The following is a 15,628-nucleotide window of genomic DNA, read 5'->3' on the forward strand; positions in this document are numbered from 1 at the left end:
TATATATCCCCCTGCATTAAAGCGCCGCAGAGCACTTTTCGAGTCGGTCGAGCACCTTTTCTCTGCCCAGAATACCCATTACGGTCTGGAGATCGGGCGCGTTCTGGCGGCCTGCGACCGCGACGCGGACGACCATGGAAACGTCGCCTACCGCGCCCTTGAAGGCGGACGGGTCAGCCTTGTAGGCCTTGGTGTCGGCAGCGTAGCCGTGCGCAGATGCGATCTGCTTCATCTTGTCGAAGAAGCCGTCCGGCGTATCGTTCTCGTCGAACATGCCGGCGAAGTCGGCGAGGATCGCCTTTGCGTCCTCGGCGGAAACGCGCTCCGGCATGGTGTAATCCGGCCGGAACAGCTCGTCGAACATGAAGTCCATGTAGCCCTTGGCATCCGACCAGAGAGCGAGGTCCTTGCGCGGCTTTTTGCCGCCGCGGCCGATGGCGAGGTATGCCTTGGAGAAGGCCGGGTCGCGGGTCAGCAGTGCGTTAAACTCCTTGTCGTTGACAGCAGACCACTCGGCAACGTAATCGTAAACCTGCTCGGCGGTCATGCGCGAGATGACGTTCTTGGAAACGTCGCGCAGCTTTTCGATGTCGAACAGCGCGCCCGAGCCGCTCATCTTCTTGGTGGTGAACGGGAAATCGTTCATCGGCAGATCCGGATTTGCGCGGCGCCACTCCTCGAAGTTGGAGTTCAAGAGCGTCATCAGATACTCGAGCACGGCCGGGACCGGGTAGCCCTCCTGCGCGTAGAACGTCAGAGCGAGCTCCGGGTCCTTGCGCTTGGACAGCTTGCGCTTGCCGCCGGTCTCGGGGTCGATCTTCATCAGCTGTGCGGTGTGCGCGTACTTCGGCGCCTTCCAGCCCATCGCGCGGAACAGCTGGAGGTGTACCGGCAAAGTCGCGAGCCATTCCTCGCCGCGCACAACGATGGTCGTGCCCATCAGATGATCGTCCACAACGTGTGCAAAGTGATAGGTCGGGATGCCGTCCGACTTGAGGATAACGACGTCCTGATCGTTCTCAGTGACCTCCATCTTGCCCTTTACGAGGTCCTCGTGACGGATCTTGTGCTCGATGCTGCCCTCGGAACGGAAGCGGACGACATACGGCGTGCCCTTGGCGAGCTCTGCCTCGATGTCCTCCATCGGACGGTCGCGCCATACGGCGTATTTACCGTAGTAGCCGAAGTTTTCCTTGTTCTCCTCCTGCTGTCTGTGCGCCTCGGCAAGCTCCTCCTCGGTGCAGAAGCAGGGATACGCCATGCCGCGCTCGACGAGCGACTTGACGAAGGTCTGGTAGATCTCAGCGCGCTGGCTCTGGCGGTAGGGACCATAGATGCCGGTCTCGCCGTCGGTGGTCGCGCCCTCGTCGAACGGCAGGCCGAACGACTGGAAGGCGTCGATGATCATCTGCACGCCGCCCTCGACCTCACGCTTGCGGTCGGTGTCCTCGATGCGCAGATAGAAAACGCCCTTCGACTGATGCGCCAGACGCTCGTCTACGAGCGCGCCGTACAGATTGCCGAGGTGCATGAAGCCCGTGGGGCTCGGGCCCATACGGGTGACCTTCGCGCCTTCGGGCAGGTCGCGCTTCGGGTAGCGCGCCTCGATGTCCTCGGGCGTGGTATTGATATGCGGAAACAGTCTGTCCGCCAAAAGCTTGTGATCCATTTACTTCACTCCAAGTTGCGATATTACACAGTTCGGGCACTGTTCCGGCCCTGCGGCTCGGATATGCGCCCGCGATATGAATATTTTAACACAGCACGCCATCAGACGCAAGGCATTTCACGGTTTTCCGCGCGAAAGACGCACAATATCTTGCCTGATCGCGCGGTATGTATTATAATGTATACTGAAATAAAATTTTTTCAGGAGATTGCTATGAAACGAATTCTTGCGGCGTCCCTTCTGCTGCTCACGCTTTCCGGCTGCGGCGGCAAAAGTGAGCCGTATTCCACCGATTTTTTTGCCATGGATACCTTCATGTCGGTCAAGGTGCTCGGCTCTGACGGCGAAAGCCTCGCACAGCAGTGTGAGAACGAGATCAACGCGCTCGAAGGCGTGCTGTCGCGCACGCGCGGGGATACCGACATCGCGAAGCTGAACGCGGCGGACGGCGCGCCGGTCACGTTGTCGGACGAGGGCGCGAAGCTGCTGAGCACGGCACTCGACCTCAGCGCCGTGACAAACGGCGCATACGACCCGACGGTCGCGCCGCTGACCGACCTCTGGGGCATCGGCACTGAGCATCAGCAGGTACCGGCGCAGAGCGACATTGAGGCTGCGCTTCAGACCGTCGGCACGCAGCACGTTCATGTCAGCGGCGACAGCGTGCAGCTGGACGGCGGCTCGAGGATCGACCTCGGCGGCATCGCGAAGGGCTATGCGGCCGACCTGTGCGCGGACATTCTGAAGGACGCGGATGCGGACGGACTGCTCGTGCTGGGCGGCAATATTTACGCCGTCGGCACGAACGAGGGGAAGGACTGGAACATCGGCATCGCGGACCCGGATGAGCCGACCGACACGGTCGCGGCGGTCGCGGTGCACGATCTGTCTGTCGTCACCTCGGGCGACTACGAGCGTTATTTTGAGCAGGACGGCGTGCGCTATCATCATATCTTCGACCCGGAAACCGGTTATCCGGCCGCGTCCGGCCTGCGCAGCGTCACGGTCATCGACGAGAATTCCACCCGTGCGGACGCGCTGACCACTGCACTCTTTGTCATGGGCGCGGACAAAGGCCGCGCGTACTGCGAAAAGAACGGCATCGCCGCCGTATTCATCACCTCGGACCGGCAGGTTTTCACGACCGAAAAGGTCTCGGAGCTTTGCAGCTTCAGCTTTACCGGCGAGGACAAGGGGTATACCTATGCGCAGTAAAATGAAATGGGGCGATTTTGTCATTATCGGTGCGGTGCTGCTGCTCGCCGGGGCAATGCTCGCATTTTTCGCGGCGAAGGCTTCGGGCGATACGCTGTACGCCGAGGTCTGGCAGGATGATAAACTCGTCGAGCGGGTCGAGCTGACCGACACGACCGACCGTACCATCGACCTCGACGGACATAACGTGATCGTGCTCTCGGGCAAAACGGCCGTGATGCAGTCGGCGGACTGTCCGGATCAGGTCTGCGTGCGAACCGGACGGCTTACCCGTGCCGGACAGGTCGCGGTCTGCCTGCCGCACCGCGTTATTCTCAAGCTGACGGGCACCTCGACCGACGGCATCGACGCCATTGTATCCTGAGAGGGGGGAGCTGTATGAAACGTTCGAAGGAGCTTGCGGTCTGCGGCATGCTGACCGCTCTCGCCATTATTCTTTCCATCGTTGAGCGTATGTTTCCGCTCGACGCGATCATCCCCATCCCGGGCGTCAAGCTCGGCCTCGCGAATGTTGTAACGCTGTTCGCGCTGACGCGGCTCGGTCTGCGCGATTCGCTCGCGGTCGTCGTCGTTCGCGTGACGCTCGCGTCTCTGCTCATGGGCAGTGTGACGGCGTTCCTGTTTTCGCTGTTCGGCGGTCTGCTCGCGCTGTTTGTCATGTGGGCGCTGCTGCACGCGGAAGGAAAGTTCTGTTCGCTGCTCGGCGTGAGCGTCGCGGGCGCCGCCGCGCACAATATCGGTCAGATCGCCGCTGCGGTGCTGTGGATGAAAACGACTGCCGTACTTGCTTATCTGCCCTATCTGCTGCTCATGAGCGTTCCGCTTGGCCTTGTGACCGGACTCGTGTGCGCGGTCGTGCTGACGCACATGAAAAAAATTGATCTTCACGCATAAAATTTCGTTTTTCCTCCCACACTATCATAAAAACCGAGGAGGAAAACGATATGAAAATGCTATTGACACTGCTCATCGCGCTGCTGTGCGCCTTCGGCCTTTCCGCCTGCGGCAGCAACACAGCGGACACGCCGAACAAGGACACGCAGCAGAATCAGACCGACAACAATGCCGGCACCAACTCTGCCGACACGGAAACGAACGTTCCGCCTGAGGGAAACGTGAACTCGCAGGGCCCGGACGGCACGGCAGGTGACGGCGGTACGGTCAGAGGCGATATTGAAAATGCCGTGGACGATGCAGGAAATGCCGTCGGCGGCGCGATGGATGATGTCGGAGACGCAGCAAAAAATGCAGGAAAGGCAGTCTCTGACGCGGTAAAGCCGTAAGAAAACAGAGCGCGCTTTTGGGGCTGCTGCTGTTTTTTCGTGAGAAATAGACTTTATCGACAGACTGAAGCGACAGGTTTGCGCCTGTCGCTTTTGTGTCTGGAGCCCTGCGGTTCAGGCGGACACCGGTTTTTCACAAATTACATCACAAAACTAAGCACCGTAAAAAGTACAGAAAAAGAGCTTCAAACATAAGTTTGAAGCTCTTTAACCTGGTGCGGATGGGGGGACTTGAACCCCCACGTCCTTGCGAACACTAGCACCTGAAGCTAGCGCGTCTGCCATTCCGCCACATCCGCATGTGGTATTTAATTGTTTCGCACTTGAAGAAATGGTGCGAGTGACGGGACTTGAACCCGTACGTCGTTCGACACACGCCCCTCAAACGTGCCTGTCTACCAGTTCCAGCACACTCGCATTTTCCTCTTGTCGAGTCGCCTCACTGTCAGCGACAAGAATTATTATACATACGGAAGCCGGTTTTGTCAACGGTTTTTTGAAAGTTTTTTTGGAAAAAATCAAAGAAATTTTAAAATGCTGAAGAATAATACAAAAACCGTTCCGGTTTCGAAAAAAACAGAGCGGTTTCGCCAGAAAAAGTTAAAATCGCTTAAAAAACAGTCCGTGGCGGTTGCAGTACCAGTAAAGAATACCGTGGCCGCCTCGGAAAAAGCGCGCCTCTGCGTTTCCTTCGGGATAGAAGCGCACAAGCTCGAAGCGGTCGTCCGTACAGCAGGCGACGAACGAAAGATAGTGCGATTTGTTCATCGGATGCGCGGAGGAGATATAAAGCTCGTGCTCGATATCCTCAATGCGGACGTCGTGCGCCTCGTCGGGCTGCTCGGCTTCGAGCGGGGGCAGGGTGACACCGCAGCACGAGATCATCGCGCTGCCGGCCGCGTGCAGCACATTGCCGCACACCGGACACACATACAGCCTGGAGCGGCGCATATTGGCCGCGCGGTTGACGTTGATGACCTGCTCACCGGAAAGCAGCTCGGGCACGGAAACGCGCAGCGCGGCTGCAAGCGGCTCGAGAAGCGAAATGTCCGGAAAGCCGCGCCCCGTTTCCCTTAATTAAAGATATTGTTGGGTAAAAAAGAAAGGTCAGTCGATTTTGCCGATGAAGCGGTAGTAGATTTCTACTTCCTGCTCACGACTTCCGTCCTCGCCCTTGACAGCTTCGTGGACGGTTATTTTTTCAATTAGAGTGTTCAGAAGTTCGGCGGTCAGCTCCACAGGGTTGACATACTGTTTCATTAGGGCAATCCACTTTTCAGCATCCGCTGCGGTCTGTACGGCGGCTTCCATCGTTTCGTGAAGCTGTCTTATTTTTGTTTCAAGTTCCTTTTGCTCGTTCTGGTACTTCTCGGACAGCATATTGAAGTTATACTCGGTTATGCGTCCGGCAGACCAGTCCTCATACATTTTAGCAAACAGCCCGTCAACCTCGGCTTTACGCTTCTCTGCCTTTTTCAGCTCCGCAGCCTGCTTTTTCTTCGCAGAGTTCCTTTCCCTGTCGCTGACATTGAGCAGCCGTTTCAGCAGCTTGTCCTCATCTTTCTGTGCCAGCATAGACCAGTATTGCAGTCTTACAAGCACATAGGCATACAGTACATCATAGCGGATATAGTGCATGGAACACTGGCGTAATCCCTGTCCGTTCTTGCTGCAATGGTAGTACCCGTATGGGTTTTTGTTCTGCTTGTTTTCCCCATAGGCTAAAGACCATCCGCAGTCTGCACATTTTATCAATCCTGCGAAAATCTGTGTCGTACCGTTTCTGCGTTTCCTGCGTCTGCTTGCAATCAGCTCTTGAACTTTTTGGAACACTTCTTCGGAAATGATGGCTTCGTGGGTATTTTCCACACGATACCATTCTTCCTGCGGCTTCCGCACCTTTTTCTTGTTCTTGAATGAAATGTTGCTCTGCTTGTTGTGAACGCTGTGACCGATGTAGGTTTCCTCTTTCAAAATGCTCTTGACCTGTGCAATCGTCCACGCATAGGCTTTTTCTGCGGGCGCACCGGCGTAGATATTGGCGAAAGTCCCGTATCTTTCATAGTTCAGCCAGCCGGGGGTAGGTACTTTTTCCTCCACCAGAATCCGTGTAATGCTGGCGGCTCCACGCCCGTGTACAGCAAGGTCAAAAATCTTCTCTACAATCCAGCGTGTTTCCGGGTCGATCAGAAGATGACCTTTTTTGTCCGGGTCTTTTACATAGCCCAGCGGTGCATAGGCTCCATAGTGTGCGCCATTGGCAAATCTTGTGTGCATGGCAGCCTTGACCTTTTTGCTGGTCTGTCGGGCGTGCATTTCATTCAGGATGTTTAAGAACGGTGCAAGCTCGCTTTCTCCGTTGATGGTGTCCACATTGTCATTGATGGCAATGTAGCGTACTCCCTTGCTGGGGAAATAGATTTCCGTGTACTGACCGGTCAGGATATAGTTTCTTCCCAGACGGGATAAGTCCTTTGTGACAACGCAGTTGATTTTCCCGTCTTCGATGTCATCAATCATCCTTTGGAAACTTGGACGCTCGAAATTTGTCCCACTCCATCCGTCGTCAATGTACTCGTCTACAACGGTCAGCCCATGCTCTGCGGCATACTGTCTAAGCATCATGCGCTGGGTCTGGATACTGCCGCTTTCCCCCTGTAATTCATCGTCACGGCTCAATCTCAAATATAGTGCAGTGTTATAAATCGTTGTATTGTATGGTTGTTTCACGGTTAAAAATCCTCCTTCTAAAAGAAACAACCCACGCTTATACAATACTCGCTGATACAAGTATATCATAAGCGTGGGCTGATTGACAGTCGTTATTCCGTATTTTTTCAGGAAGCGGCGGCAGCGTGCTGGATCACATCTTCCAGTAGGCTGTCAAGCGGCTTCCCATCCTGTGCGAAATGCTCCGATACCTTGATACGGACTTTCCCCATGACAAAATACTGGGTGCCGTCTTTTTCGGTAAGCAGGGTGCCGCTGTTTTTGTTATTGCTCTCGTTTTTGTTTTTTGCCATAGGCAGTTACCTCCATAAATGAAATATGCCCGACAAGGGAATGTCAGGCAGGTGTACAGCCGCAGACTGTCTCCATGTCAACCGAACCGTGTCAACCGGCAGAAAAGACTTTGAAAACAATCCATAGGCACTCTATGATTACTTTTTACTTTTTCTTTAATTTCTTGGTTGACATGGTTGACAAAGGGGAGAAATGCCCCAAATATCAGGCTTTTCCCCGTCAACCGGCTGTCAACCGAAGCGTCAACCAAACTGTCAACCGGTGGCTTTTCAGAATGGCAGTTCCATTTGCCGGGCTTCTTCTTCCGTGATTTCTCGAAAACCGTCCCCCTCCGGCGGAGCTTGGTTGACACGCTCCCAGCCTTTTTGAGAACCGTATTTCTTATACCGCTTCGGGCTTTTGTAGGCTACCCAGCCCTGTATGATGCCGCCCGCAATGCCGGTATTCATAATCTCGCAGATTGCCCGTGTCTCCCAGTCTGCCGGGGAATTTAAGTTCCCCAGCGCTTCCTCATAAAGCTGCTTGGAACATACCCTGTCGCCGGTGTAGTCCTCCAAATAGGCGTAGATCATGCCGGCCTGTGTGTCTTCCTGCATAAAGTCCTGCTGGTGGGCGTTCAGGTATCGGTTCATTTCCATGCTGAATGACAGCTTATACTTCCCACTGCGATAAACCGTCATGGCTTCCGCCCACATCTGTTCGATATACGCCCTCGCCGCCGCTTCATCGTCCAGTATGTGAACCTCCGCCCGTTCCGGGTACACCGTCACGGGGAGAAAGCGCCGGTTGCCGGTGCGGTCACGGGGCAAAAAGTCCTGCCGGTTGGTCGTCCCTCCAAATACACATTGCCGCAGCCGGTCTGCCGGATGTGTCTCATACGGCACTTTGTAGGTTTCTTTCTGGCGGCTTAAGAATGACTTGATTTCCTCAATACTCTTGGCGTTGGCTGTGGCAATCATCTCCGACATCTCGATAATCCAATGCCCTTGCAGCTTGCGGTACACATTTTCATCGTCCAGCTTTTTCAAATCGTCTGAAAACCATTCGTCCCTGCCTGCCAGCAGCCGGAAAAAGGTGGATTTCCCGGCTCCCTGACCACCAACCAGACAGAGCATGACCTCAAACTTGCTCCCCGGTCTGAATACCCGCCGGATGGCTCCCATCAGGAACAGTTTCAAGGCTTCATAAGTGTATTCGTCCGTATCGGCTCCCAGAAAGTGATGCAGGGCGTAACGGATGCGCTCTGTGCCATCCCATTGCAGGCTGTTCAGGTAATCCCTGACCGGATGGTAGCGGTTTTCATTGGCAACAATCTTGATGGCGCTCTGCACCTTTTTCTCGCTGGTAAGCCCGTAGTTTTCTTCCAGATACAAAAGCAGGTAGTTCATGTCCATGTCGGTCAGCGTGGTACTGGTGCGCTCCCAGCCCAGCGGCTTCACAATGTCAATCTGCTCCGTCAAAAGGTTCAGGCGCAGCGCCCCACGAAACAGAGGGTCACGCTGGAACACCGTCAGGCAGTTTCGGATGCTGTTCTTCACACCGCCTTTCTGCGTCCCCTCTAATGTTTCCCGGATTTCTGCCGGTGTTTGCGCCGGTTCCATTGTGTCCATCGTCCTTTTGACCGCTTCCTGCGTTTCCGGCGGCAAGCTCTGAAATTCGCTGTTCAAGCCGCAGCACCTCCTTTCCCTGTGCGGCGATCAATGCCGCTTTTTCTTCTATTTCTCCGTATAACAAAATATCCAAAAGGTATTCTGTGTAGCTTATCCTCTGCAACGCTTCCACAAAAAGAGGATGCCAGATGGCATCCTGCGGCTGTGGGGCGTATGCTGTTTTCCAATGCTCCAGCAGGCGCAGATAATCGCACAGCACCCGGAAACAATACCGTTCCGTTTCCCGAAATCTCTGCTCCGCTGATTTTTGTCGGGGCTGTGACCTGTTGTGACGCTTCCTATCTGGCGGCGCATTGCCGGATTTCTCATAGGAAACGCCGAAGTCCTCCGCAAGCCTGACCGCAGCTTCCCGTTTCCCCAATCCATGCAGCAAAGCGGCAAAGTCGATCACATCCCCGGAAGCCCCGCAGCCGAAGCAGTAAAAGCGGCTGTCCACTTTCATGCTGGGCGTGCGGTCATTGTGGAATGGACAGCAGACCATGCCGTTTCTTCCCACCCGGATTCCATAGAATGAAGCAGCCTGCCGGGTGGTAACAGACTGTTTCACCGCTTCAAATACATTCAAATGCTCCCTCCATAAAAATGCCGGTAACGGTAAAGCTGCCGGTTATGTCATAGCTCCATCTCGTGTTTCTTTCTCTGTACTTCCTGTGGCTGCTCTCTCCGGCGCAGTGCGGTATCTACGGCGTTCTGCACCTGCCGCAGCCGTATCACTTCCTCCCGGAGTGGCTTGTGCTGCGGAGACAGTTCGGCATACTCTGTTTTTAACTGTGCGTATTCCTGTTTCCATGCTTTCAGGGCAATGGGTTTTCCGTCCAGTTTTTCTTTCAGAATACGGCGGGCGGCATAAAACAGCCGTAACTCCGCATCGTGTGATGTTTCAAATTTCTCCCTCTGTTTCTTAAACTTGATATTGTTCAATTCCGTATGGACAGGTTTTAGCCGCTGGTAATTCTCGCCCTCCCGTATCAATTCCTGCAATTCCTTTATCCGGGCAGATTTCTTTTTCATGGAGCCGCTTAATGCTTCAAATTCTTCACTGACAGAGGAAAGACGCTCCTGCAAATCCTCTAATGTGAGCAGCTTGTTTTCCGTCAGATAATTGACGGCTTCGGCAAACTGCTTTAAGTTTCCGGTTCTGGCTTTATTGCTCCATGCCCCTGCGTTGCGCTGGTTGTAATAAGCAATCAGCAGGTCGGCAAGGCTCGGTGTCTGGGGTTTGGAAAGTTCTTCTTTTACCTCTGCCATCCAGACAAACAGGGCTTTGATCTTCTTCCTCACATCCTGCATGAGCCGGTTGGTGGCTTTAATCCAGCGGTTCAGTTCCCCTTTCTCGGTGCGGATGCCCTTTGCTTCCATCTGCCGGACATTAGCTCCCTCGTGGACAGTAGGTATCAGGTCAAGCCCCTGCCGCACATAGGAACGGTGGTCGATACGCACATCCAGCCCTTTTTCCTCAAATTTTGTATTAACGGCAGCCGCCCACTGCTCCCGCCAGTGTTCCAGCGTTTCCGGCTCGTGCCAGTCTGTTGTGTGGACAGCATTAAACATATAATCGCCATTTTTATCCCGGATTCGGTTTCCATCTTCATCAAGAAGATATTCCCGCCGCTGTTTTTGCCCCCATGTGCCATCCGGGTTCAAAGGGCGCATGGTTGTCATCACATGGAAATGCGGGTTAGGGATGCCGCCGTCCTCTTTCTCCGGGCTGTGAAAAGCAAGGTCGGCAATCATGCCTTTTGCCACAAACTGCTCCTGCACGAACTTCCTCGCCAGTTCCATGTTTTCTTCCAGTGTCAATTCATTCTGCATGGCAATATCAAAGGAATAGGCAAGCTGTGCTTTTGGATGTTTCTCGCAGCTCTCCACAGCATTCCAGAGGGTCGCCCGGTCAAGATATATTTCCGGCGCATGGGGCGGCAGCATGATTTCCGAAGCAATCACGCCGCCCTTTTTGGTGTAATCGCTGACTTCTCCATAGTAGCTGCTGTAAAGACGCTCCCCGGCTCGGTAGGCTGCGCTGGCAATGGCGCTCTGACCGGCGCTGCGCTTTATCTGTGCGATTGAAAAATGATAAAGTGCTATCCTTAGTCACCGCCTTTCTCCTGCCCGGAAATACGGGCGTGGTTCTCTGTGGCAGACCGGATGAAATGCTCCGCCTGCGGCAGATTCAAAATGTTTTCCATGAGGGAATAAAATTCCGCTTCGGATAGCTCCTTTGTCTGTGGTGCAATGCTCTCAATAGCTGCCCCACGGGTAATCAGCCGGTGCGTCCTCTGTTTCCGGGAACCGCTTTCCAGATACGCCTGCCGGTTTTTCAAACGCTGCATTTTCCGTTTTTCCCGTTCCAGCAGGACAGTTGTTTTTTCATATTCCTGCTTCAACTGTTCCAAAGATTTTTCCATGTTCTCACATCCTTTGCTTATAAGATAAAGAAAGACCATCCGCAGACAGTCTGTGTGTCAGTGCTTCTATAAAACCCGATGAAAAGGGAAAACCGCAGAGCGGATTTCTCTTTTCGGCGGGTACACAGGGGATAGCCGCTTTAGCGGCGCAAGGGGGTGTAGCCACCTTGTCGGAGCGAAGCGAACGCAGCCCTCGGATTGCTGATTTTATCAGCGACAGAGGTAAGCTCCGCAGGACGCACGATACATGGTCTTTAGACTATGTATAGAAGTGCGCCCTTAGTTCCTAATGGATTTTGCCGTTTCCGGCAGTCTTGTCCTTTTTCTTGGAACGCTTGGAAAGATACTTCGGGCAGTCAACCACAACCGCCCGGAAGCTCTGTTTACATTCGTGCTGGCATTTCCGGCACAGTTCGTTGTAAGTGATACGGCTGCGGTCATTTAAGAAGAAAGACCATTCCAGCCGCCGCTTGTTGCTCATTCTTGCCATAACCGGCTCCTTTCTCCGTTTCTATCTGATGTACGCAGATAGGCTGTTTTGGTGTAGCGTTTCGGTATCATTTTTAAGGTTTTTCCTTCTGTATGCCCCTTTGGAAAGTGCGGCAGTATTGCAGTCAGGGGATAATACCTCACGCTTTTTTGTCACTTCTCGGTACGGTTTCGGAGCCTTTTGCCATCCATTCAAAGAAAGCAATCTTGCTGACCTTGATAAGCCTGCCCCTGCGGAACGCCGGAAAGCCGGGTGTGTGTACCAGCTCATAGGCGCTCGCTCTTGAAATTCCCATAATCCGCTGAATGTCCGCCACATCCAGAACCAGCGGTAAATCCTCGTAGCTGTTCAATCTCTTTTTATCGTTCATTCTGTTCCTCCCATAAATCAAATAGGTTAAAATGCTTCCTGCTGCCGTTCTCCCCAAAAGCCGTTTTCCTGCCCCATTCCTGCGGTGTTTCCCTGCATTGGTGCGCCGGATGCGTCACTTCTCCTGCCGGTCATATCCCTTTTGGACGGTCATTCACTTGTCAAGGTACTGTGTTGCACGAAATTACCAACTGCAATCATCATAGCGGACTATCCTTGACAAAACAATGTTTCTGCGATACCATGAGTGTAATGAATATAGCTAAATTATATAATTACCATAAGAAAAGGCAGGAGATAGGGATGGAGAATCAGTTTATACGGCATGAGCCATGTTTTGAGAGGATTTTATTTGTCCTGACGCTGGACAGGAAGAAAATGAAAGAGCGGATTTTGATTGGGGAAGAACAGCAGATCCGCTTCCGGCTGAACGGGAGCCAAAACGCAGAGGTGCTTTGTGATATGACACGCCCGCTGGGAAATTTTTTGATAAACTTTGAGCGTGACACGGACAGAGATTGGAACTTATACGGGCTTTCTCCACTGCGGCAAGCCCTCCACTCCAACCGATGGAAACAGCCGGAGCTGGAGCAGGCGGCAAGCGAATTTCTCTGGGGAAAATATCTTAGCAACGACCCTCTGAAAATGTATGTGGCGTTCCGTATCTGGAACAGCTATCTGCTTGCCAGAGAACCCCGTGACCGTAACGCTGCCTGTGACCGCTTCATGGATAAAATGAGCAGCCTGACCGGGGTATTCCATAACGAAGCCATGACCTTTGACAGGGAGACAGGAAAACCGAAACATTTTCAAGCTGGCAGCCTTTATTTCAAAGGCGCACCATCAGAAGATACCCGGCTTGACCTCTGGTTCCCGGACAACCGTCGCACAGAAGAATGTGTGTCTGCCTATGCCTCCCTCTACCCGTTGATTACCTATTATCTGAACAGGCTAAATGACTGGGGGCTTTGCTTCCGGCGGTGCAAGGTTTGTGGAAAATATTTTCTGGCAAAGAGCCAGCGGTATGAGCTGTGCAGCGATAAGTGCCGAAAAGCACAGGCGCTTCAGAACAAACGGGAATTTGACGAGAGGGCAAGAGAAAACAACTATGACCTGCTTTATAAAAATGAATGCCAGAACTGGCGCAACAAAATAAACCGAGTAAAGAATACCGCAGGCTTTCCGGCTGACCGTCTGGAAAAAATACAGGTTGCCTTTTCCGACTTTAAGAAAGAAGCCTTGCAGAGAAAAAAGGCTGTAAAAACAGGAACAGCCAGCCCGAAAGAATTTACGGACTGGCTGTATCTGCAAAGTAATGTAATTGTGGAACTGACAGAATACTAAATTTTTTTCTCGTTGTGAGGTTTCTGTGACATTTGCCTGATGGCAGTATCGAAATTGCAGTAATTACTCATGCAAAATGCTTCTTCGTTTTATACACTATACCTATATGGTGGAGCACCAAATGAAAGGAGCAAAAAATATGTCTGAGATTCAAAATGCGATTGAAGTAAAGAACTTAAAAAAAGGTTTTGGTGGCAGAGTTTTGTTTGAGAATTTTAGCCTGAATGTAAAAGCAAATACAATCCATGCGATTATTGGCCCGAACGGTTCTGGAAAGACAACACTGCTACGCTTGATTACAGGGGTATACCAGCCAAATGCAGGGACAATCAACATTGCAGGGAAATATGCAATGGAGCTTGAAAATGACTATCTGTATGAAGAACAGACTGGTCTTGAAAATTTGAGAATTTTTGGGAAATACTTTGGATTTGAAATAAATGATCGTTCAGACAGTTATTGTACGCAATTAGGATTGACCGAGCATTTAGGAAAGCGTGTTAGCACTTATTCTAAAGGAATGAAAAGAAAACTGTCCCTTTTGATTGTGATTATGATGGGACGGGATATTCTGCTCATGGATGAACCAACATCGGGTGTAGACCCCATATCCAGAGTAGAAATCCGTAGTTTGATAGAGGCTCTAAAAGCTGACGGAAAAACGGTTATTATCACTTCACATGACCTTAGCGAGATTGAAAAGTGCGCTGATGATGTATCTATGATTAAAAATGGCAGATTGCTGTTTGATAAGGGTATTCAAGAAATGCAAGGACAATCATTGGAAGAAATCTTTATTAAGGAGGGCAATCGGCATGAGTAACATGGGAAAAGGCGCAGGCTACTATCTTACCAGAAGTAAAAGCCTCCTAATTGATACTGCGATTGTTGCCATTCTGGCGATTTTTATGAGCTTTGCAATGCAGATGGACGCCTTGCAGTCTAAGGGAGAAGATTATTTAGTCCTAATGCTCTATGCGGTTATTTTTGGTCTTACCTCCCTGCAATCCGGTGCTATGATTGTAGATTTGACAGCAAAGGATAAGTTAAGCCGGAGAGTTGAATTTTTTGCAGCTTCTGGAATTGCGGTAAAAGAGATTATAAAACAGTATTCGATACAGATTTTCCGATTTTCTGGTATTATCCCGTTCTTTGTTTTTATGAGTTGCTATTACTTTACCGACTGGACAATGAGCTTTGGGCGGATCGTATGCGTTTATCTTAGTATTCTTGTACTTAGTTTTTGTGAGATTGTCGCTTTGAATATCATTGTACTGGATGTAAAACGAGTAAAACTGTTCAAAAATGTTCTGTTCTTTGGTAATTTTGCACTGGTTTATTTGATTGCGATGTCGGCAGAACGAATTACAGAGTTTGTGAATCAACATCATATAGGAATTGACTATTTGATTATTGTGGTTGATGTTGCACTTTGCATGATGTTTGCACTATTAAGTTTCTTTAAGGCTCGGCACATGAGCAACGAAACAGTTATCAGGAGGGATGGCGAATGGGTTTGATAACCTTAAACCTTAAAAGGGTATTGAACTGGAATTATATATTTATGAGTGCGGTAGCAGCTATCTTCGGCATGATCTTTCTGATGAACTTTGGGGATATTTCAGAGAACATTGTATTTGGTGTTGATATAAAGTATTTTATGCTTGATGGATACCTGTGCTTATTTATCTTTTTTGCCGGAGAAATAAGCAAGGATATGTTGCAGCAAGAAAAAATCACAAAGAGAATAGAATGGAAACTTGCTAATGGTATTAAAATCTCAAGTATTGTTAAGGAGAATCTGCTATCACTATGGATTGGAACGCTGATCCTTTTGTTTCCTCTACTTTTGATGATTTCCATTCGCCTGCCAAACCTTATCTTGTTATTAAGCACCTATTTTCTGATCCTTAGCATATTGTATTCGGCATTTATAAATGTTTTGATTCTCTGGATTAGAAATATGAACTGGTTTAAGAGTATTCCTATCTTTGCAACACTGCTTCATATTTTGCTGGTTGTCTTAAAATGTGGGATATTTATGAAAACGAATAATGTGTGGGTGTTGCTACTATTTTCTCCAGTGAGTATAATAGTTTTGACTGCGTGTGGTTTATGTCTGATGACTAAAGAACGGATCGTATCATCATATTACTAAC

18 protein-coding genes and 2 tRNA genes are annotated in these 15,628 nt (G+C 51.1%); 8 read left to right on the top strand and 12 right to left on the bottom strand.

From position 1 onward, the window contains the following. Positions 1 to 16 precede the first annotated feature (16 nt). Positions 17 to 1,669 (bottom strand): glutamate--tRNA ligase, encoded by a 1,653-nt coding sequence (gltX, locus tag H8S02_RS11135; protein WP_186970583.1) that lies wholly within the window; start codon positions 1,667 to 1,669, stop codon positions 17 to 19. Between the two features lie 213 nt (positions 1,670 to 1,882). Between gltX and H8S02_RS11140 the strand changes: the two genes are divergently transcribed. Genes H8S02_RS11140 through H8S02_RS11155 form a run of 4 tightly spaced genes read left to right on the top strand, consistent with a single transcriptional unit; the run spans position 1,883 to position 4,167 of the window. Next, positions 1,883 to 2,884: an FAD:protein FMN transferase gene (locus tag H8S02_RS11140; protein ID WP_186970584.1), complete on the top strand. Its 1,002-nt coding sequence runs from the start codon at positions 1,883 to 1,885 to the stop codon at positions 2,882 to 2,884. Further along, complete coding sequence (locus H8S02_RS11145) at positions 2,874 to 3,248, top strand: NusG domain II-containing protein (RefSeq protein ID WP_186970585.1); 375 nt, start codon at positions 2,874 to 2,876, stop codon at positions 3,246 to 3,248. Before H8S02_RS11140 ends, H8S02_RS11145 begins: the two co-directional genes overlap by 11 nt. Positions 3,249 to 3,262: 14 nt before the next feature. Then, the gene (locus tag H8S02_RS11150; RefSeq protein WP_186970586.1) at positions 3,263 to 3,778 is read left to right on the top strand and encodes a Gx transporter family protein; all 516 of its coding nucleotides are present in this window, start codon (positions 3,263 to 3,265) and stop codon (positions 3,776 to 3,778) included. A gap of 50 nt (positions 3,779 to 3,828) precedes the next feature. Then, positions 3,829 to 4,167, top strand: a complete 339-nt coding sequence (locus H8S02_RS11155) for a hypothetical protein (RefSeq protein WP_186970587.1) — start codon at positions 3,829 to 3,831, stop codon at positions 4,165 to 4,167. Between the two features lie 213 nt (positions 4,168 to 4,380). On the opposite strand, the gene H8S02_RS11160 is transcribed toward H8S02_RS11155, so the two are convergent. The 11 genes from H8S02_RS11160 to H8S02_RS11210 all read right to left on the bottom strand — a co-directional run bounded on the left by H8S02_RS11160 (position 4,381) and on the right by H8S02_RS11210 (position 12,126). Continuing rightward, positions 4,381 to 4,466, bottom strand: a tRNA-Leu gene (locus H8S02_RS11160). 33 nt (positions 4,467 to 4,499) lie between these two features. Then, positions 4,500 to 4,584 (bottom strand) — tRNA-Leu (locus H8S02_RS11165). A 183-nt stretch (positions 4,585 to 4,767) separates the two neighbouring features. Continuing rightward, positions 4,768 to 5,172: a hypothetical protein gene (locus H8S02_RS11170; RefSeq protein ID WP_186970588.1), complete on the bottom strand. Its 405-nt coding sequence runs from the start codon at positions 5,170 to 5,172 to the stop codon at positions 4,768 to 4,770. 102 nt (positions 5,173 to 5,274) lie between these two features. Further along, positions 5,275 to 6,966: a recombinase family protein gene (locus tag H8S02_RS11175; RefSeq protein ID WP_243166510.1), complete on the bottom strand. Its 1,692-nt coding sequence runs from the start codon at positions 6,964 to 6,966 to the stop codon at positions 5,275 to 5,277. A gap of 38 nt (positions 6,967 to 7,004) precedes the next feature. Then, on the bottom strand, positions 7,005 to 7,190 hold the full coding sequence (locus tag H8S02_RS11180; protein WP_004614956.1) for a hypothetical protein: 186 nt from the start codon (positions 7,188 to 7,190) through the stop codon (positions 7,005 to 7,007). A 270-nt stretch (positions 7,191 to 7,460) separates the two neighbouring features. Next, positions 7,461 to 8,801, bottom strand: a complete 1,341-nt coding sequence (locus H8S02_RS11185) for a virulence-associated E family protein (protein ID WP_118306844.1) — start codon at positions 8,799 to 8,801, stop codon at positions 7,461 to 7,463. After that, positions 8,686 to 9,426, bottom strand: coding sequence for a CHC2 zinc finger domain-containing protein (locus H8S02_RS11190; protein ID WP_025491719.1), 741 nt, complete (start codon positions 9,424 to 9,426; stop codon positions 8,686 to 8,688). The genes H8S02_RS11185 and H8S02_RS11190 overlap by 116 nt, the downstream gene beginning before the upstream one ends. A 47-nt stretch (positions 9,427 to 9,473) precedes the next feature. Continuing rightward, positions 9,474 to 10,946 (bottom strand): MobQ family relaxase, encoded by a 1,473-nt coding sequence (gene mobQ / locus H8S02_RS11195; protein WP_079746603.1) that lies wholly within the window; start codon positions 10,944 to 10,946, stop codon positions 9,474 to 9,476. A gap of 2 nt (positions 10,947 to 10,948) precedes the next feature. Beyond that, positions 10,949 to 11,266 carry a DUF3847 domain-containing protein gene (locus H8S02_RS11200; RefSeq protein WP_173729253.1) on the bottom strand — a complete coding sequence of 106 codons (318 nt, stop codon included), beginning with the start codon at positions 11,264 to 11,266 and terminating at the stop codon, positions 10,949 to 10,951. Between the two features lie 286 nt (positions 11,267 to 11,552). Next, complete coding sequence (locus tag H8S02_RS11205; protein ID WP_118141915.1) at positions 11,553 to 11,756, bottom strand: hypothetical protein; 204 nt, start codon at positions 11,754 to 11,756, stop codon at positions 11,553 to 11,555. A 139-nt stretch (positions 11,757 to 11,895) separates the two neighbouring features. Then, a complete protein-coding gene (locus H8S02_RS11210) occupies positions 11,896 to 12,126 on the bottom strand; it encodes a helix-turn-helix domain-containing protein (protein WP_004614947.1) in 231 nt (76 codons plus the stop codon). A 377-nt stretch (positions 12,127 to 12,503) separates the two neighbouring features. Between H8S02_RS11210 and H8S02_RS11215 the strand changes: the two genes are divergently transcribed. The 4 genes from H8S02_RS11215 to H8S02_RS11230 all read left to right on the top strand — a co-directional run bounded on the left by H8S02_RS11215 (position 12,504) and on the right by H8S02_RS11230 (position 15,627). Then, complete coding sequence (locus H8S02_RS11215; protein ID WP_456236878.1) at positions 12,504 to 13,469, top strand: DUF6076 domain-containing protein; 966 nt, start codon at positions 12,504 to 12,506, stop codon at positions 13,467 to 13,469. 121 nt (positions 13,470 to 13,590) lie between these two features. Then, positions 13,591 to 14,292: an ABC transporter ATP-binding protein gene (locus tag H8S02_RS11220; protein ID WP_009321444.1), complete on the top strand. Its 702-nt coding sequence runs from the start codon at positions 13,591 to 13,593 to the stop codon at positions 14,290 to 14,292. Continuing rightward, positions 14,285 to 14,989 carry a hypothetical protein gene (locus H8S02_RS11225; protein WP_024726894.1) on the top strand — a complete coding sequence of 235 codons (705 nt, stop codon included), beginning with the start codon at positions 14,285 to 14,287 and terminating at the stop codon, positions 14,987 to 14,989. Before H8S02_RS11220 ends, H8S02_RS11225 begins: the two co-directional genes overlap by 8 nt. Further along, positions 14,980 to 15,627, top strand: a complete 648-nt coding sequence (locus H8S02_RS11230) for a hypothetical protein (RefSeq protein WP_118306842.1) — start codon at positions 14,980 to 14,982, stop codon at positions 15,625 to 15,627. The genes H8S02_RS11225 and H8S02_RS11230 overlap by 10 nt, the downstream gene beginning before the upstream one ends. Position 15,628: the final 1 nt, after the last annotated feature.

It is taken from the genome of Agathobaculum hominis, assembly GCF_014288055.1.
Classification (GTDB): domain Bacteria; phylum Bacillota; class Clostridia; order Oscillospirales; family Butyricicoccaceae; genus Agathobaculum; species Agathobaculum hominis.